Here is a 17688-nt window from a genome sequence, read left to right on the forward strand (position 1 = left end):
ACAACCACTTAAGGTTGCTAACCCCTTGAAAAACCCTTTAAAACTTTTATTCTATGCCGTAACTACTAGAATTTATTATATTTGCTATTTTTATAACTTTAACTTCCACTTTTATTTTTAGTACTCTTAAAACTTAAAATACTTTCTAAGCTCATTTTTTATCTTTGCCCCTTAAGATAAAGTATAAATATGCTAGAATACCACATCTAATAAGCTAAAGAAGGCAAAAATGGTTAGTGCTTTGGATATTATTTTGATTGTATTTTTAGTAATTGTTTTTATTATTGGAATGGGATTTTTTCTCTATTATGCTTATAAAAAATAAGGAATTCAATGTCAAAAGTAGAATTAGATTTAAGTAATCGCACATTAGTGCATATTTGTTGTAGTGTGGATAGCCATCATTTTTTAACACAACTGCAAAAAACTTATCCAGATAAAAAGTTTTGTGGTTATTTTTACAATCCTAATATTCACCCTTATGATGAATATCTAATGCGTCTTAAAGATGTGCAAAGAAGTTGTGAAATACTAGATATTCCTTTGATTGTTGGGGAATATGATGTGCAAGATTGGCTTAAGGGAAGCAAAGGGTTAGAAGAGGAGCCAGAAAAAGGCGAGCGATGTAGTTTTTGCTTTGATTATCGGCTAAGCTCAAGCGTGAAAGTGGCTAAAGAATATCGTTGTGCAGAATTTACCACTACACTTTTAGCAAGTCCTATGAAATCCCAACAAGAGCTTTTTGCACAAGGAGAAGCCATTGCTAAAAAAGAAGGTTTGGGATTTTTACCCATAGATGTGCGGGGTAATGGAGGCACAAAAGTGCAAAATGAGCTTGCAAAAGAGGCAAATTTATATAGGCAAAATTATTGTGGTTGCCTCTATGCACTTAAAAAACAAAGAGAAAAGTCTAAAAAAACCCCTTTTGAACTCATTTCAACGCTAAGTTTGCCAAAAGATTCTAGGAATCTCCCTACTTTACGCCTTAAAAATTTTAAAACTAGAGAAGCCTTAGAAAAAGAGCAAAAACCTTATTATTTTGCAAAAAGAAAGGTATTGCAATACCGCCTTTTAAAAGGGGTTTTAAGTCAAGATGGCAAAAGCATACCTAGTTTTATTTGTAGTTATTCTGCTCTAAACAAACCTACAAAGGCTAAAATTGAGCTATGGCAAGAGGGGGTGGGCTATGCTTCAAAAGAGGGGATTTTGCTTTTAGAGTTTGATAGATTTAAAGAAGTTTTGCAAAAGGATAGCTTTGAAGAGCTTTTAAGCGAGGGTTTAGATGAAAAAATACAACTAGATTTAAGAATGCAAATGTATAGCGATGGCTTTTTCATCTCGCCTATTGTGATTATAAAGGAGCAGATTTTTGGGGAATTTAGCCTTGAGATAGAGGCAATCTCCCAAGAAGAAAGCTTAGAAGATTTTGTAAGGATATAGAATGTATGCACTAGCTTTTAATGCAAATGAAAAATATTTGCCTTATTTAGCAGTATTACTAACTTCTATTATCCATAATACAAAGCAAGATTCTAATAAAATGCCTTATTCTTTTTATCTTCTGATAGACAAAATTAGCAAAGAGAGTGAAGAAAAATTAGAAAATTTAATTTTAGAACTTAGTAAAATTTATCCCTGTACTCTAAAAATTCATTTAATGAATGAGGATATTTTTCAACAATATAATTTGCCTAAGTTAAATGGAAATTATCTAGCTTATTATCGTTTGTTAATAGGCAGTGTTTTAGAAAAAGAGATTGAAAGTGTGCTTTATTTAGATGTGGATATGCTGGTGCTAAGTGATTTGAGAGAGATTTTTACGCATATGGATATAATGCGTGGGGAGGGGGGCATTTGTGGTGTAGTATTAGATTATCTAGATACCACACGCACACTTATTCCGCACACAAAAGATTTGCCTCTATTGAGTGGAGATTTTGCAAAAAACTATTTTAATTCAGGTTTGCTTTTAATGGATTTGAATGCTTGGCGTATGCAAAATTTAGAAGAAAAAGCCTTGCAAATTGCTAAAAATTATTCTTGTATAGAACACGATCAAAGCATTTTAAATGCCGCTTTACTTGATAAAACTTACAAATTGCCCTTAAAATGGAATCTTTTAGTGTATTTGTACTGCAATGCAAAAAGTTTAGAGGAGAAAAAGCCAAATATTTCTTATTTTAAAGAAGAATTAAAAGAAGCCTTGCAAAGTCCTTGTATTTTGCATTTTTACACTAGCCATAAACCTTGGGAAGATGCAAAAGTGTATGTGGATTATAAGGGGAAGTTTTTGGGGGAATATTGGTGGGAGATGGCAAGAAAAACACCCATTTTCTATGCAGAGCTAAAAGAGCTAGAAGAAGATGCTAAAAATGCCAAAAATTTTCAAATAAATTTAGGTTTTAAGCTCTATAAAATTGCTAAAATTTTTAGCGTATTTTCTATTTTTATTATCCCTTTTGTAGTGTGCTTTATGGTAAAAGACAAGCAAAATGATGTAAAAATTCCTATGAAACTTTATAATCTATGCTATGAGATAGGAAGAGCCACTTTGTATGCTTATGATAGGAGGAGAAAAGGCAAACTTTTTTCACTAAGTTTTAAGATTTTTAAATTAATAAGAAGATTTAGAAAGCTTTAGTTTTAACCCCTCCCTTCTTTTTGCGGTGTAAATCAAAGTAGGTGAATCTTTGGCTAAATTTACCTCCTTTTAAAATTTTATGCTATAATTTATTAATCCATTTGGCAGATGGACTAAAGGTTTCACAAGACCTTAAATAAGCAAGTTAAGCCTGATCCTCTTTTATGGGGGTTGGGCTTTTTTTTTGGCTATTTAGTTGGGTTTGGGGTGGATTTGCTTGTTTAAGGAGTCCATAATGGAGCTTTTTAATTCTTTCATTGCGATAATTGCAGTGCTAGTAACACTTTTTAGAGAAGAAATAAGAAAAATCTTATTTAACTCTAAAGAGTAGATTGTCGCCACTTGTGAAACGCTATTACGAGGAATTGCCACCCTCGTGATAGTTTAACAAAGCTTTTTATTCTCTTTGCAGTATTAAAATTCCTTATAAAGCTTTATAATCTATGCTATGAGATAGGAAGAGCCACTTTGTATGCTTATGATAGGAGGAGAAAAGGCAAACTTTTTTCGCTAAGTTTTAAGGTTTTTAAATTAATAAAAAGATTTAGAAAAACTATCAATATTTTATAGATAATAAAATGTATTTATTAAAAATCTAAGAGAAATTTTTGGAGGGCATTTGTAGTTTTTGAGTATAAAAGTCTTTTAAAAGCTTTTCTTGATGCGAGATGAAAATATAGGTAATGTCGTTGTTTTTTTGGAAAGTTTTAAGATAATCTATGATTTTAAGGGCAATGGGTAAATCAAGCGGGGCAAACACTTCATCTAAAATTAAAAGTTTTGGTTTTAAAAGGAGAGAGCGGATTAGTCCTAATCTTTGGCATTGTCCCCCGCTTAAATTTTGAGGTTTTAGACAAAGTATTTCTTCTTTTAAACCAAACATTTCTAAAAGTGCAAAAATCTCTTTAAAATCAGGCTTTAAATGAAAATTTTTATACACATCTAAAAGCAAAGTTTTAGCATTTTTATAAGGATTAAGTGCGAGTTTTTGATCTTGGAAGATGTATTGAATCTTTTTTCTTAGTAATCTTTTTGCCTTAAAATCTAGAACTAAAATATCCTCTTTTTCAAAGAAGACTTGTCCTTCTTTTGGGGATTCTAGCATGCAGAGTATTTTTGCTAATGTGCTTTTGCCACTTCCGCTTTCTCCACAAATTAATAGATTCTCCCCCTTTTTTAAATGAAAATTGAGATTTTTAAAAATGAAATTTTCTTCATTTTTTAAATACCAGTGTTTTTTTTGTATGTAGCTTTTACTTAAATTTTTAACTTCTAGCATTCTAACTCTTTGTGGATTTTTAATAATTGCCTGCCATAGGTGCTTTTGGGTTGTTTTTTAAACTCTTCTATATCGCTAAATTCCTCTATTTTTCCCTCTTCTAAAATCAAGATTTTATGGCTTAGCTCATAGGCAAGGTTTAGATTGTGGGTTACAAAGATGAGGTTTGCAAAATTCTCCTTTAGGTCTTTTAAGATTTGGATAATTTTTTGTTCATTTTTGCTATCAAGTGAGCTTGTGATCTCATCGCATAAAAGGCAGTTTGCTTCACATACAAGAGCGAGTGCTATTTGCACGCGTCTAGCCATCCCCCCGCTTAGTTGATAGATAAAAGAATGCCACAAAAGTTCAAAATTTTGCAATCCTAAGCATTCAAAATAATAAAAGGAGCGTTTTTTTATTTCTTTTTTGCTTAAATTTGTATGCTTTTTGCCTACGATATTAAAATAGCTTCCTATATCTATAAGCGGGTAAAAACTTCCATAAACATCTTGAAAAATTAAGCTCACTTTAGCCCTTAAAATGCTTAGTTCTTTGGCATTTAAAAGAAGAGGATTTTTAGAATAGATTTGGAATCTTTGTGCTTTTATTGAATAATTTTTATCAAAAAGATAGATTAAAGATTTTAATAATAGGCTTTTTCCAGAGCCACTTTTTCCCATAATGGCTAAATTTTCTCCTTTTTGAAGTGTAAAACTAATATTTTCCAAAAGGGTTTTATCGCAAAAAGAAAGATTTAAATTTTCTATCTCTATCATAATTTACTTCTTTGTTGCAAGCTGTTACCTAGAGCTAAAAGGGGTAAGATTAAAAGCAAGATAAACCCAGCAGGAAAAATAAGCATCCACCAAAAGCCTAAAAATAGCCCCTTGCTTGCTTCATTGAGCATATTGCCTAAACTCGCCTCACCAAGATTTACGCCTAAACCAAAAAAGCTTAGTGTGGCTTCATTTGCAATCGCATGGGCGACATTAAACACAAAAAGCACAAAAAGTAAATTTAAACAAGCAGGGGCAATCTCGCTAAATAGGGCTTTAAACTTAGTGCTACCCAAAATAAGTGCGTTTTGATAAAATTCTAACTTTTGGTATTTGCCTATTTCTATATCTAAAACCCTAGCAATATAGGCAAAATGCCCTAGTGCGATTACCAAAGTCATACTTAAAATTCCTCCATTTAAAAAGCTTTGAAAAAACATAATGATAAGTAGTGAAGGCAAAGCTAGAAGCATATCAAGCAATCTTGCGAAAAATGCATGGGCAAAAAGGCGTGTCAAAAATGCATAAAAAAAGGCAAAAAATACACTTAAAAAAGAAGCACAAAATCCCACAAACAAAGAGATTCTTAAAGAATAGAGAATCCTTGTAAAAACATCGCGTCCAAGCATATCTGTGCCAAATAGATGTTCTAAGTTTGGGGCGATTTTCGCACTAGATAAATCTACTAAATTAGGATCATAAGGACTTAAAAATGGAGCAAAAGTGGCTAAGAGAATACATAAAAAAATAAATAATAAATAAAATTTCAACACAAATACACCTTATATATTGCTAAATCTAGGATTAAGAATCTTACAAACTATTTCTACAAATAAATTAATAAATACCACTGCTAAAACGCTAAAGATTACAATAGCAAGCACAACAGGATAATCTTTAAAAAGAATGCTAGAAATTGCAAGATTCCCAATCCCTTCATAAGAAAATACGCTCTCTACCACATAAATCCCTACAAGAAAACTCACAAAAGATGCTCCAAAATAGGCTAAGATAGGACTTAGTGCATCTTTTAGCACAAAATGGCAATAAACCCGCATTTTGCCTAATCCTCTAGCAAAGGCTGCTTGGATAAAACTTTGGTTTAGGCTATCTAAAAAGGCAGTTCTTGCAAATCTCACAAATACTGCTAAATGCGATAACACAAGTGTGCAAAGTGGCAAGATAAGGTGTTCTAAGCGGTTTAAAAAATCTTCTTCAAAGCCAATATCAGAGATTCCAGAAGTAGGAAATATTTTAAAAAACACTCCAAAAAACAAAATCAACATTAAAGAAGTAGAAAAGACAGGAAGCGCAAAAAAACTCATCGTAATAAAAGTGATGGATTTATCTAAAAGGCTGTCTTTGTAAATCACGCATACAATCCCTAAAGCCAAAGAAAGCACAAAAAGGATTAAAAATGCTAAAGAACCTAAAATAAGCGTAAAGGGAAGCTTTTCTTTTAAGATTTTGCTTACTCTCTCTCCACTCACTAAAGAATAAGAAAAATTTCCCTTAATTGCTTTTAATGCCCAAAGTTTGTATTGCACTAAAAGAGGTTTATCAAGGTTTAGATTCCTTTCAATTTCTTCTTGTGCTTGTTTGCTAATCCCTTGTGGAACACTTGCAAAAACAACGCTACCTTTAGAATAATATACTAGACAAAAACAAATAAAACTAGCACTTATGGATAAAAAAAGCGCCCATAAAAGACGCTTTAAGATAAGATTTATCACTATTGTTTGCTCCATTCATACGCATTCCAAGTAAAGCCAACTCCATGATGTCCGACAATGTGAGGCTTAACCCCTGCAATATTTGCCCTATATACTAAAGGATAGTCAATATAGGCGATAAATACATAGGGAGGATCTTTATGTAATTCTTCAATAAAGTTTTTATAATGCTCTTTTCTTTGCTCTCTATCTAGCGTGTTTCTAGCATTTATTAGAGTTTTATCTACATTAGTATTTGCATAATGTCCAAAATTCCAACCGCTATTGTTTTTAGTAGTGTCTTCGCTGCTGGCAAATACCCTAAAGGTGTGAAAATCAGGATCATAAGGGCTTCCCCAACCCACTAAAAAGCTATCAATTTTCGTATAATCAAAGCTTCCTTTAGGAAGTGCAACCGCCTTTGCTTTAATGCCTAATTTTGCATATTCGCTTTGTAAAATATTCACAAGTGCTACACGCAAAGGATCTTCGCTCATAGCATACATACTAAAGCTAAGCTCTTTGCCATTTTTTTCTAAAATTCCCTTTTTATTTTTTGTAAAACCTGCTTGTTTTAAAAGAGATTCGGCCTTTTTAATATCATAAGAAAAGCTAGAAAAATCTTTTGGATTTGCCCAAGATTTTTCTAAAGGGTGGTTTGCTTCACTTCCAAAAGAGTGGAGCAGTTTTGCTACGATTTCTTTTTTAGGAGTGGCATAGTTTAGAGCTAGACGCACATTTTTATCTTTTAAAAACTCATGGTTAAAATTAAACATTAAAGCTCGATAATCAGCAGATGGCTCTTGAATAAGCTTGAAATTTTTATCTTTTTTAAAGTTTTCTGCCATTTCAAAATCCACCAAAGCAACATCAATCGTTCCATTTTTAAGCTCTAAGGCACTAATACTTGGATCTTTAATATGTTTTAGAATGATTTTTTTACTTTTTGGTGTGGCTAGATAATAAGATTCGTTTGCACTTAGAAGCATATATTGCCCTTTGTTCCATTTTTGCATTTTAAAAGGGCCCGTGCCTATTGGGTTTTGGTTAAAATTTGTAGTGTTTAAATCTTCTTTTTCTAATAAATGCTTAGGTAAAACCCCTATACTAAGAGAATCTAAAAATGAGGGAAAAGGCTTTGAAAGTGTGATTTTAATATGGTAATCATCAATAACTTTCACTTCTTTTACTGCATCAAAATTTACTTTTGAGGGGGAATTTAACTTTTCATTCTTTAGTGCTTGGATACTAAATTCTACATCTTTTGCACTAAATTTTGCTCCATCATGCCACAATACATCTTCGCGCAAAGCAAATTCATAAACAAGTCCATCTTTGCTAATTTTCCAAGACTTTGCTAAATCAGGAGTGATATTCATAGAGCTATCAAAGCGTGTAAGTCCAGAGAAAATAAGCCCTATGGCACTATCATGATCTTCGCTAAAAAGGGGATTGATACGCACGGGCTCATTTTCTACTGCGATGATAATCGTATCCTTTGGCGTATCTGCAAAAAGTTGCAATATAAAAGCATTCATTGTTAAAAACAATACTAGAAGTTTTTTTAACATATTTTGTCCTTAATTTTTCAATTTTATTTTATGGTATTCCAAACTTTTTTAATTTATGCTTAATTTTAATACTTATATTAATTTTTTATTACCAAATAAATATGAATTTACAAAAAGTATGTGTTTTATGCGGGAAAAAAGCGTTAAAATTTGTTGATTGAATAGGAATTTTGTAGGGATAGTATATAAAAGTTGTCAAAGTGAGCTAGAAGCTTACAAAAGATTATTTATAGAGTTAGGGAAGTGATTGTGCTAGATTTGCATTCGCTTCGCTCGTGGATAACGCTTCGCTTGTATGCCACAAGCCTTTCAGGCTCCTGCAATGACAAAGACAAAGCTCCCACAAGTGAAACGCAGTGGGACGGGGGCTTCAGGGGGTTGGAAGGGACAGAGTCTGTCCCTCCTCGCAAAGAGGAATTTACTTCCTCTGCGAAATCTAACAAAAGAAGAGATTGCCACAGCCTCTTATAGAGGCTTCGCAATGACACCCCCACCTGTCACTGCGAGGAAGCAAAGCGACGAAGCAGTCTAAGGGGCTACCTTTAAGGGTGGAGCTTTTAGATTGCTTCGGCACGATGCGCCTCGCAATGACAAAGGGAAACCCCCATGCAATGATAAAATTACGCCTTTTTTAAAGCATAGATAATATAAAACAAAATCCCAAAAAAACCAACAATACTAACAAGTAAAGCTATCATTCCAGCACTCATTCTTTCTCCTTTTCTAACTCTTTTGCTCCTTTTAAAAATGCACCCATTAGCATAATTAAAGTCGCTATCAACAAAACTACCATGACAATTACGATACAAGCACTATAAAAAGAATATTTTTCATAGTTTATAAACCATATCCAAACACTCCAAAAAGCGCAGTTAGTAATGCCAATATTAGCGATTTATAAAATCCATCATTGCTTTTATTTTCTCTTTTTTATTATGGATATATTGTATCTAATTTTTTTAACCCTTAATTTAAACTCTTTAAAATCCTAAAATAGAACAAATTCAAAAAAGGTTTAGTATGAAAATTTTATTTTTATTTCTATTTTGTCTTATCTTTATAGGTTGCAGTGCTAAGCCTATTGTAAAAATGCAAACAAAAGAAGTTTTAATCCCTATTAATACAATTTACAACTTCCTAAAAAACCAAAAGAGAATGGAAGCTTTGAAAGCCATAAAGAATTATCGCTTTATTTTTTAAAAGTAGAGCAAATTGCAAAAGATTGCACTAAAGAATAGAAGAGCTTAACACTCTTGCAAATTTACAATAAAAGTAGAATAAAAGGTAAAATTTGGTGCTATTGATAATTTAAAATGCGTTACTCCACTTACAATACAGGTTCAGCTGGAAGTGCTAGAGGCTGGGAAGTAAATAAAATAGCCATAAGGTGTGATTTAAAATTTTATTACAATTAAAGAGTGAGTGCAAAAAATTTATGCTTGATTTTATTTTTTTAAATACTTTATAATTGTAAAAGGTAAAATATGAACTATTGCCCTTTAGGAATTAGCAATAAAGAAAGAATTTTACTTGTAGTGCATTGCTACAAAGAGGGCGATACAATACGTATTATTTCAGCTAGGAAAGCAACAGCAAGAGAGAAAAACAATATAAGGAGTAAAAATGAAAAAAGAAATAGATTTTACAAATGCAATCAAAAATCCTTATGTGGATAAAACTTTAAAAAGGCAAGTAACCATAAATTTAAGTGGCAATGTGATTGATTATTTCAAAGAAATGGCAAAAACTAAAGGCGCGTCCTCTATCAGACGCTAATCAATATCTTTTTAAACGATTGTGTAAATAAAAAACTAGAATATTGCGGTAGTTGGTAAAATTTAACCCTTAAATTTAAAACAAAAATTCCTTAAAATGCAAAGAAAAAAGGAAGAGCAATGTTTTATAATCTTAACTTAAAAATAATTACTTATGAGAGTATTTTTCTCTCTCCTAGAAAGTTTAAAGATGAAAATGGAGAGGAAGTTTTGGTAAATGATACTTATTTTTTAGAAAATTTAGATATAAAAGAACTTAAAAAAACCAGAGATTAATTTTAAAAGAGATGAAGCAAATGATGAGGGAACAACAGCTCTATAAATTAATGAAAGTGTGTAGATTTTGAAATTATTTTAAAAGAATACTTAGCACATTAAACGCATCTAAAAATTCTTTTTTAAAATGTATCATAATCGCAGGGACGATTACAATAAGCACAGCAAAAGCCACTACGATTTTTACAGGAAAACCTATGGCTAAGAGGTTAAATTGTGGGTGTGCTTTCATAATCATTCCAAAGATAATATCTGAAAGTAAAATAAGAGCAATAATGGGAAAAGACATCGTAAGCCCTATCACAAAAAGCTGTGCAAAAGCAGTGATGATATAGCGGACATAATCATGCGAGAACATAAAGCTTCCCAAAGGAACACTTTTGATACTCATAGCTACAAAATCAAAAAAAAGATGATGGTAATCTAGAGCCAACATCAATAAAAGTGCGACAAGTGTTAGGATTTGCCCTATTATGGGTTTTTGTGCTCCTGTTACAGGATCATAAGCATTTGCTATTGTTAATCCCATAGCAAAAGAGATAAGCTCCCCTCCAAAAGAAACCATTCCAAAGACAATTTGCAACGCCATAGAGGCTAAAAACCCTAGCATAATTTCTCCAAGTCCTGCGATAATAAAACCCAAAATGCTCATATTGCTAGGCGGAATCACTTCTATAAGTGGAATAAAAAGTATGGTTAAAAAGAAAATAAAAACACCTTTAAATTGTGCGGTGATGAGTTGGTTTTCAAAAAAAGGAAAAAAGGCGATTACTCCAGCAAAGCGTAAAAGCAAAAGTAGAAAATTTGCTACATTTCCTTCTGTTAAATATGCTAGAAGTTCCATAGATTTATTTCTTTACACTTTTAGAGCTTCTAGTTTGGCATCTTCTAGGCAATAAGCTTTATCGGCTTTTTGTGCTAGATTCTTATCATGTGTAACAAAAATAAGCAAGGAATTATTTGTCTTTACATAAGAAAAAAGCGCTTCTGCCACGCTAAGTGCATTTTCCTTATCTAAATTTCCTGTGGGTTCATCTGCAAAAATAATTTTGGGCTTTTTAGTTAAGATTCTTGTAATGGATAATCTTTGTTGCTGTCCGCCACTAAGGGAGCTTGTGTTTTTGTTAAGCACATTAGCAATGCCAAAATGTTCTAAAAGTGTATCATCAATCTTTTCCTTTCCTAAAATAGAAGCGACTTCTAAATTTTCATAAGCACTAAAGCCTAAAAAAAGATAATGGGATTGAAAAATGATGCCTATTTGTTTGCGTCTTAGCTCTAAGAGATTCTTTTGTGAGAGCGAATAAGGATTTGTGCCAAAAAGTTTCACTTCTCCGCTTTGTGGCTTTAAAAAAGAGGAGAGAATATGCAAAAGTGTGCTTTTACCACTTCCGCTAACCCCCATAATGGAGATGATTTGCTTCTCTTCGCCTATTAAATCTACTTTATTTAAGATAGGAACATCATAGTTAAAACAAAGCTCCTTAGCATAAAGTAGGGGTGGCATATTTTAGCCTAATTGCGCAGCTACTTCATCAGCAAAGTTGCACTCTTGCTTCTCTATTCCTTCACCTAGCTCAAATCTTACATATTCTACAACTTCAATGCTGTCATTAAGCTCTTTGCCTTTTTCAGCTAAAACTTGAGCGATAGTTTTTTTATCGTCTATTACGAAGAACTGTCCTAAAAGTGTAAGGCGTTGATCTAAAAGTGTAGAATCTGCTTTAAATCTTTCCATTTGTCCGGGGATAATTTTATCCCAAATTGCTTCTGGTTTGCCTTGTGCTTTAAGCTCCGCTTTGAGTGCTTCTTCTTGCTTTGCTAAAATTTCATCGCTTAATTCTAGCTGGCTAATATAACTTGGGATTTTGTGAAGTGGTTTTCCAAGTCTTTTTAGTTCTTCATTTTCTTTTTCTAACTCTGCAATGATTGCTGTTTTTTCACTTTTTACAAAGTCCATATCAAAAGAATGATAAGAGATTACTTGTGGCTTCATAGCAGCTGCATGCATACAAAGATTTTTTGTAAAATCTGCTAGTTTTGCAACATTTTCTTCTTTTTGGCATTTAAGTGCGATGATAACGCCCACGCGTCCATTAGAATGCACATAAGCATTTACAATCCCACTACCACTAGCATTTACTTTAGCCATTCTTCTAACTACGATATTTTCACCGATTTTTGCAATTTGAGTTTTTAGATATTCTTCAAATTTTGCACCTTCTAAATTTAGAGTATGCAATTCTTCTGTGGTAGAAATATCTGAATCTTGAATGATTTGAATGGTTTTTGCACTTAGTTCTTTAAAGCCTTCATTTTTAGCCACAAAGTCAGTTTCAGAGTTAATCTCAACCATACTAGCTTTTTTGAAGTCGCTGGATACTTGCATACTAATAGCACCTTCAGCTGCTACTCTATCAGCCTTTTTAGCAGCTTTGCTTAAGCCTTTTTCTCTTAAGTATTCTACTGCTTTTTCAATATCGCCATTTGTTTCTACTAAAGCTTTTTTGCAGTCCATCATCCCTGCATCTGTCATTTCTCTTAGTTGCTTTACAAGTTGTGCGCTAATTTCTGCCATTGCTTACTCCTTATCTGCTTGTATTTCTTTTGTGAAGTCAGCTTCGCTCATAGCCTCATCAATCACTTCTTGTTTTTCTTCTTCGCTAGCAGGAGCTACTTCTTCGCTATTAGCTGGGATTTCTCCGCCTGCGATTGCTCTACCTTCTGTGATTGCTTCAGCAATTTCTTTGCAGAAAAGTTGGATAGAGCGGATAGCATCATCATTTCCTGGAATTGGATAATCTACCATATCAGGATCGCAGTTTGTATCTAGTGGAGCTACTACTGGGATTCCAAGTCTTCTAGCTTCTGCTACTGCGATTTTTTCTTTTGCAGCATCAATTACAAAGATCATATCTGGAGCTTTTTTAAGATGTCTTACACCGCCAAGATATTGCGTTAATTTCTCTTTTTTTCTTTGAATCATTAACTTTTCTTTTTTGGTTAATAAGTCAATTTGACCACTTGATTCCATTTCTTCAATGATTTCAAGTTTTCTAATAGATTTTTTAATAGTTGAAAAGTTTGTTAGCATACCGCCAAGCCATCTATAATTTACATAAGGTGCATTTACGCTATCTGCATATTCTTTTAGTGTTTCGCTTGCTTGTTTTTTAGTTCCTACGAACATAATAGTTTTGCCCTCAGCTGCCGCATCACGCACGATGTTGTATGTATAGCGGAAATAGCGTAAAGTCTTTTGCAAGTCAATAATGTGAATATTTTTTCTCACACCAAAAATGTATTTTTTCATTTTTGGATTCCAGCGTCTTGTTTGATGTCCAAAATGCACACCACACTCTAAAAGATCTTTCATAGTTACCATAGTTTTCTCCTAAATGTTTTGGTTTTTCCTCCACGCTCAATAACGAATAAATCGCAACCTAACTAGGATTAGCGTGTGTGAAGTTTTTAAAATAAAAACCCGTGATTTTACTAAAAATAGCTTTAATTTTAGCTTATTTTAAACTAATTTTTAGGCAAGGGTTTAATTTTACTTAAAATTTATAGATTATAGTCATACTCTTTAAAATTAAGCGTTATAATTCCCTAAAATTTTAAAGAGGAGAAAACTTCACAATGAAAACACAACAAGAAGAAATAAGTTTTATTTTTTCTGTAATGGTAGAGCTTTTAGAAGAGGTTGCACCTAAAACAAAAGAGCTTTTTTTGGCTTTGAGTAAAAAGAATACTTTTCAATCTATCTTGAATGAAGATTTGCTAAAAAGGCTAGATTCTCAAGAAATTGCAAATCTTATCCGTAGTTTCACACTCTATCATTTGCTTTTAAATATCGTAGATGAACGCTATCGTATCGCACATAATCCTAGTAAAAATTTACAAAAAACGTTGCTAGAGTTAAAAAAGGATTATGATTTAGAAGATGTTTTGGGGGTTTTAAAAAAGATTAAATTTTATCCTGTTTTTACAGCACATCCTACTGAATCTTTAAGAAGAACATTTTTAGAAAGCTATCATGATATGTATAATGATTTACATTTATGGCTACAATATAGCGATGAAGAGGCAAGAATGCATTTAAAATACCGCTTGCATCTTTTGTGGCATAGCCATATTGTAAGAAGTGAGAAAATTGAAGTTTTATTTGAACATGATAATCTTTTATATTTTATGGAAAGCTCCATTTTGCAAAGCGGTGCAAAGATTTTAAAAGAAGTGCAAAATGCTCTAGGCCATCCTCTTAAAAAATCTCCTATTAGGCTTGGAAGCTGGATAGGTGGCGATAGAGATGGGAATCCTTATGTCAATAATGAAGTAATGCTAGAAGTGATGAAAAGACAGCACCAAACAATCATTAAGCATTATATTCAATGTATTGATAAGCTTAGCCGTGAGCTATCCATCGCACAAGAATACATCACTCCAAGTGCAGAGTTTTTAGAAAGCTTGCAAAAAGAAAAAGAGCATTTAGACGATATGGCAAAAAAGCTCTTTTTGCAAGAGCCTTTTAGGGCAAAGCTTACTTGTATGCGTCAAAAGCTCCAAAATAGAATCTTGATGCTAAATCTACCTAGCGTGTGCGTGGAGGAGAGTGCTCCTTATATCTATGAAAATCCAAAAGAGTTTATCAAGGATATTGATTTAATAATAAACTCTTTGGATTCTACAAGTGCTAAGTATTTAGTAGAGCTTAGAAATTTAGCACTTTTAGCAGGGTTTCATTTGATGCAGTTAGACTTTAGGCAACATCGTGATGTGTTTTGGAAATCTTTAGCGGAGATTTTTGTTGTTTTGGGCTATGTGGAGGGGGATTTGTTGCTTCTTTCACATAAAGAGCAAAGAGAGATTTTAAACAAAGCTTTAAGCGAACCGCTAATAGATGTCAATCGGCTTTATGGCAAGATTAGCAAAGAGGCTCAAGAAACCTTGTGGGCGTTTTTAAGCTTTAAATGGGCAAAGGATAGGATAGGGGATAATATTATTGATTCTTGTATTATTTCTATGTGTCAAAGTGCAAATGATCTTTTGTGCGTGCTTTGGTTTGCTAAGCAATCACGCCTTTGGGTGGAGGGCAAAAAGACGCGCATTAGCATTTCACCTTTGTTTGAAACCATTAATGATTTAGAAAATGCACCCATTATTTTAAGAGAACTTTGTGAAAATCCGCATTATTTTAGCTATTTGCAATCGCGTAAAAATTATCAAGAGATAATGATAGGTTATTCAGATTCAAGCAAAGATGGTGGGATTTTTACGAGTAATTATTCGCTAAAAGTTGCTATTTCTAATTTAATGAGTTTAGAAGAAGAGCTAAAGATTAAATTTAGGCTTTTCCATGGTAGAGGTGGAAGCGTTAGCCGTGGGGGAGGAGCGCTAGAAGATGCACTTTTATCCTCTCCTGATGGTAGTGTGGCAGGATTTTTAAAGACAACCGAGCAAGGAGAGGTGATTAGCGAGAAATATCTTAACCCTAAAAAAGCGGAATTTAGCTTTGAAAGTGCGCTTTCTACTTTGCTTAAAAAGAGTGTTTATGAAAAATTTGGCACAGATAAAAAAACTTGCAATTTAGACTTCAAAGAAGCATTGAAATATGTAAGCGAGGAATCTTTTAAGGCTTATAGAGGGTTAGTGTATGAGACAGAGGGCTTTATAGAGTATTTTAAAAGTGCCACTCCTATTGAATTTATCCAGCAGCTAAATATTGGCTCACGCCCATCAAAACGAAAAGACACACAAAAAGTAGAAGATTTGCGTGCCATTCCATGGGTGTTTTCATGGATGCAAAATAGGGCGATTATCCCTGCTTGGTATGGGCTTGGAAGCGGATTAAAAAGGGCAAGTGAGGCTTTAGGGGATAAAGAGATTTTTAAATCTTGCTATCAAGAGGATTTGTTTTTTAAAACTACGATAGATAATATTTCACAAGCTTTTTTAAAGGTGGATTTAGAAATCGCAAAATGCTACAACGCATTTGTAAAAACAGAATCTTTAAGAGAAAAAATTTGGAAAATGATAGAAGAAGAATATCATTTAACCCTAAAATGGTTGCTTTTTATCCGCCAAGAAGAAACGCTTTTGGCAAGCGAGAAGCTCATTCAAGAATCTATTCTTTTAAGACAACCTTTTTTGCGTTCTTTAAATTATTTACAATTAAAGCTTATGGAGCAATATAAAAATGCAAGCTATGAAGAGCAAAAAGAACGCATTGCTAAGCAGATTGTAGCGACTATTGTAGGGATTGCACAGGGGGTTAGAAATACAGGTTGATTTTAGCTTTAAGGTAGCCATATCCTTGTAAAGATGTGGCTATCAATAAAACAAACATAAGAAATTATTTAAAGAGAAAGTGAAATAAATTTGAGGTAAAACCTGAAAGACAATTATATGCAAAGAAAGCTTAAAATAAATTATGATTAATATTAATTTGTGGAATAGTTTTCTTTTTGTAACAGAAGGCTTTTTCCGCCCCACCAAAAAAATAATCCTAAAACCCCAATCAATGAAAGCAATAAATAAGCTTGTAAATATCCAAAATCCTCTGCTACAAATCCTGCTAAAGTGCTACTTAAAGCTCCTCCAATACCTCCTAAAATCAATACAAAAGAAATTCCAAGATTAATGTGTCCGCTTCCTTGTAGGATTCTTGTTGCCATAATAGGCACAATTACACCATTAATCCCTGCGCCTAAGCCATCTAAAATCTGCACAATTACCATTGCAAGATTATGGGTGAAATAACCAGCAATACAACCCCTAAAGATTAACACAACAAAACAAAGAGCAAAAAGATAAAAATAGATTTTAAAACTATGCTCATCTTTTAGTTTTTTAGCACATAAATAAGAGATTAAAACCATAGTGCTTTGTGCGATAATAATCGTAAGGGCTGCATAAGTCCCGCTTGTATCAATCCCTAGAGTATGCGCCCTCTGGCTTAGAAGAGGGAGCATATAGGCATTGCTTAGATGGAAGCAAAACATCGCAAAACAAAGTAGTAAAATTTGCTTATGAAGCAAAACTTCATAGATTTTTAAGGGTTTGTGGTGTTTTTGCTCCCCTCTTGCTAGTTTATGATTGATAGCATTTTCTTTGATAAAATGCAGACATAAAAGTGAAGTAAGTGCCACAAAAATAGTAACGATAAAACTAGCACCCACTCCATAAATGGAACAAAAGATTAAACATAGCATTGAGCCAAAGATGGTTCCTGCGTGTTTATAAGCTTCATTAAGGCTGATTTGATAAGCAAATTTTAGTTTTCCAACTAAGCCCAAAGTGAGTGCATTAAAGGCAGGAGCTAAGAAAGTGGCACTAAGGGCGATTAAAGTTTGTGCAAAAAGAGTGACATAAAATGTTGGATAAAAATAATTTATTATAAGTGCAAAAATGATTAAAAGAATACTATAAAAAATAAATTGCTTTTTCTTTTTAGTAGAATCTACGAGCATTCCTAAAGGCACACCAAAGATTAAAGCACTAAGTGTAGCAATCGTAGCAATAAAGCCAATTTGCCCTTCTTTAAAGCTTTGCTCTTTTAAAAATACGCCAAGATAGGGGCCAAGTCCATCTCTCACATCTGCAATAAAAAAATTAAGCCATAATAATGCTTGTGTGGAATTCATTTAAGAATCCTTTGAAATTAAGTTAATTTACTT

General features: G+C 32.9%; 18 protein-coding genes. 7 read left to right on the forward strand and 11 right to left on the reverse strand.

What is annotated here, in order from left to right:
• Window positions 1–333: 333 nt before the first annotated feature.
• Together EBF09_RS07495 and EBF09_RS07500 are read left to right on the forward strand one after the other, a co-directional pair.
• Window positions 334–1440, forward strand: coding sequence for an epoxyqueuosine reductase QueH (locus tag EBF09_RS07495; RefSeq protein WP_121764498.1), 1107 nt, complete (start codon window positions 334–336; stop codon window positions 1438–1440).
• 1 nt (window position 1441) lies between these two features.
• Window positions 1442–2641 carry a glycosyltransferase family 8 protein gene (locus tag EBF09_RS07500; protein ID WP_121764499.1) on the forward strand — a complete coding sequence of 400 codons (1200 nt, stop codon included), beginning with the start codon at window positions 1442–1444 and terminating at the stop codon, window positions 2639–2641.
• 192 nt (window positions 2642–2833) lie between these two features.
• Here the strand turns inward: EBF09_RS07500 and EBF09_RS09240 are convergent, their stop codons facing one another.
• The 6 genes from EBF09_RS09240 to EBF09_RS07525 form a co-directional block, all read right to left on the reverse strand.
• Window positions 2834–3013 (reverse strand): hypothetical protein, encoded by a 180-nt coding sequence (locus tag EBF09_RS09240; RefSeq protein WP_198672565.1) that lies wholly within the window; start codon window positions 3011–3013, stop codon window positions 2834–2836.
• 223 nt (window positions 3014–3236) lie between these two features.
• A complete protein-coding gene (locus EBF09_RS07505) occupies window positions 3237–3920 on the reverse strand; it encodes an ATP-binding cassette domain-containing protein (RefSeq protein WP_121764500.1) in 684 nt (227 codons plus the stop codon).
• A complete protein-coding gene (locus tag EBF09_RS07510) occupies window positions 3914–4678 on the reverse strand; it encodes an ATP-binding cassette domain-containing protein (protein ID WP_121764501.1) in 765 nt (254 codons plus the stop codon). The genes EBF09_RS07505 and EBF09_RS07510 overlap by 7 nt, the downstream gene beginning before the upstream one ends.
• A complete protein-coding gene (locus EBF09_RS07515; protein WP_121764502.1) occupies window positions 4675–5451 on the reverse strand; it encodes an ABC transporter permease in 777 nt (258 codons plus the stop codon). The genes EBF09_RS07510 and EBF09_RS07515 overlap by 4 nt, the downstream gene beginning before the upstream one ends.
• A 9-nt stretch (window positions 5452–5460) precedes the next feature.
• Window positions 5461–6399: an ABC transporter permease gene (locus EBF09_RS07520; protein WP_198672567.1), complete on the reverse strand. Its 939-nt coding sequence runs from the start codon at window positions 6397–6399 to the stop codon at window positions 5461–5463.
• Window positions 6400–6410: 11 nt separating this feature from the next.
• Window positions 6411–7961, reverse strand: a complete 1551-nt coding sequence (locus EBF09_RS07525; RefSeq protein WP_121764503.1) for an ABC transporter substrate-binding protein — start codon at window positions 7959–7961, stop codon at window positions 6411–6413.
• A gap of 1020 nt (window positions 7962–8981) precedes the next feature.
• Between EBF09_RS07525 and EBF09_RS07535 the strand changes: the two genes are divergently transcribed.
• From EBF09_RS07535 to EBF09_RS09125, 4 genes are all read left to right on the forward strand, one after another.
• Entirely contained in the window at window positions 8982–9161 is a 180-nt protein-coding gene (locus EBF09_RS07535; RefSeq protein ID WP_232817696.1) for a hypothetical protein, read from the forward strand.
• Window positions 9162–9445: 284 nt separating this feature from the next.
• Window positions 9446–9637 (forward strand): BrnT family toxin, encoded by a 192-nt coding sequence (locus EBF09_RS09555; protein ID WP_121764505.1) that lies wholly within the window; start codon window positions 9446–9448, stop codon window positions 9635–9637.
• A complete protein-coding gene (locus tag EBF09_RS07545; protein ID WP_198672566.1) occupies window positions 9585–9737 on the forward strand; it encodes a hypothetical protein in 153 nt (50 codons plus the stop codon). Before EBF09_RS09555 ends, EBF09_RS07545 begins: the two co-directional genes overlap by 53 nt.
• A gap of 119 nt (window positions 9738–9856) precedes the next feature.
• Complete coding sequence (locus EBF09_RS09125) at window positions 9857–10012, forward strand: hypothetical protein (protein ID WP_157978192.1); 156 nt, start codon at window positions 9857–9859, stop codon at window positions 10010–10012.
• 73 nt (window positions 10013–10085) lie between these two features.
• On the opposite strand, the gene fliR is transcribed toward EBF09_RS09125, so the two are convergent.
• From fliR to rpsB, 4 genes are read right to left on the reverse strand one after another with little or no spacing between them, the layout of a single operon-like run.
• Window positions 10086–10856, reverse strand: coding sequence for a flagellar biosynthetic protein FliR (gene fliR / locus EBF09_RS07550; protein WP_121764506.1), 771 nt, complete (start codon window positions 10854–10856; stop codon window positions 10086–10088).
• A gap of 12 nt (window positions 10857–10868) precedes the next feature.
• On the reverse strand, window positions 10869–11519 hold the full coding sequence (locus tag EBF09_RS07555; RefSeq protein ID WP_121764507.1) for an ABC transporter ATP-binding protein: 651 nt from the start codon (window positions 11517–11519) through the stop codon (window positions 10869–10871).
• A 3-nt stretch (window positions 11520–11522) separates the two neighbouring features.
• On the reverse strand, window positions 11523–12590 hold the full coding sequence (gene tsf / locus EBF09_RS07560) for a translation elongation factor Ts (protein ID WP_121764508.1): 1068 nt from the start codon (window positions 12588–12590) through the stop codon (window positions 11523–11525).
• 3 nt (window positions 12591–12593) lie between these two features.
• Window positions 12594–13397, reverse strand: coding sequence for a 30S ribosomal protein S2 (rpsB, locus tag EBF09_RS07565; RefSeq protein ID WP_121764509.1), 804 nt, complete (start codon window positions 13395–13397; stop codon window positions 12594–12596).
• Between the two features lie 254 nt (window positions 13398–13651).
• Between rpsB and EBF09_RS07570 the strand changes: the two genes are divergently transcribed.
• Complete coding sequence (locus EBF09_RS07570) at window positions 13652–16300, forward strand: phosphoenolpyruvate carboxylase (RefSeq protein WP_121764510.1); 2649 nt, start codon at window positions 13652–13654, stop codon at window positions 16298–16300.
• 152 nt (window positions 16301–16452) lie between these two features.
• On the opposite strand, the gene EBF09_RS07575 is transcribed toward EBF09_RS07570, so the two are convergent.
• Window positions 16453–17655, reverse strand: a complete 1203-nt coding sequence (locus tag EBF09_RS07575; protein ID WP_121764511.1) for an MFS transporter — start codon at window positions 17653–17655, stop codon at window positions 16453–16455.
• Window positions 17656–17688: the final 33 nt, after the last annotated feature.

Origin of the sequence: Helicobacter burdigaliensis (assembly GCF_003670295.1) — a bacterium.
GTDB lineage: Bacteria > Campylobacterota > Campylobacteria > Campylobacterales > Helicobacteraceae > Helicobacter_D > Helicobacter_D burdigaliensis.

Excerpts from the sequence above, each read along its gene's own strand:
- EBF09_RS09555 (WP_121764505.1), top strand. The coding sequence starts at position 9,446 with ATGAACTATTGCCCTTTAGGAATTAGCAATAAAGAAAGAATTTTACTT.
- EBF09_RS07525 (WP_121764503.1), bottom strand. The coding sequence starts at position 7,961 with ATGTTAAAAAAACTTCTAGTATTGTTTTTAACAATGAATGCTTTTATA.
- EBF09_RS07535 (WP_232817696.1), top strand. The coding sequence starts at position 8,982 with ATGAAAATTTTATTTTTATTTCTATTTTGTCTTATCTTTATAGGTTGC.
- EBF09_RS07570 (WP_121764510.1), top strand. The coding sequence starts at position 13,652 with ATGAAAACACAACAAGAAGAAATAAGTTTTATTTTTTCTGTAATGGTA.
- EBF09_RS07575 (WP_121764511.1), bottom strand. The coding sequence starts at position 17,655 with ATGAATTCCACACAAGCATTATTATGGCTTAATTTTTTTATTGCAGAT.
- EBF09_RS07505 (WP_121764500.1), bottom strand. The coding sequence starts at position 3,920 with ATGCTAGAAGTTAAAAATTTAAGTAAAAGCTACATACAAAAAAAACAC.
- EBF09_RS07500 (WP_121764499.1), top strand. The coding sequence starts at position 1,442 with ATGTATGCACTAGCTTTTAATGCAAATGAAAAATATTTGCCTTATTTA.
- EBF09_RS07510 (WP_121764501.1), bottom strand. The coding sequence starts at position 4,678 with ATGATAGAGATAGAAAATTTAAATCTTTCTTTTTGCGATAAAACCCTT.
- EBF09_RS07555 (WP_121764507.1), bottom strand. The coding sequence starts at position 11,519 with ATGCCACCCCTACTTTATGCTAAGGAGCTTTGTTTTAACTATGATGTT.
- EBF09_RS07495 (WP_121764498.1), top strand. The coding sequence starts at position 334 with ATGTCAAAAGTAGAATTAGATTTAAGTAATCGCACATTAGTGCATATT.
- EBF09_RS07545 (WP_198672566.1), top strand. The coding sequence starts at position 9,585 with ATGAAAAAAGAAATAGATTTTACAAATGCAATCAAAAATCCTTATGTG.
- EBF09_RS09125 (WP_157978192.1), top strand. The coding sequence starts at position 9,857 with ATGTTTTATAATCTTAACTTAAAAATAATTACTTATGAGAGTATTTTT.
- tsf (WP_121764508.1), bottom strand. The coding sequence starts at position 12,590 with ATGGCAGAAATTAGCGCACAACTTGTAAAGCAACTAAGAGAAATGACA.
- fliR (WP_121764506.1), bottom strand. The coding sequence starts at position 10,856 with ATGGAACTTCTAGCATATTTAACAGAAGGAAATGTAGCAAATTTTCTA.
- rpsB (WP_121764509.1), bottom strand. The coding sequence starts at position 13,397 with ATGGTAACTATGAAAGATCTTTTAGAGTGTGGTGTGCATTTTGGACAT.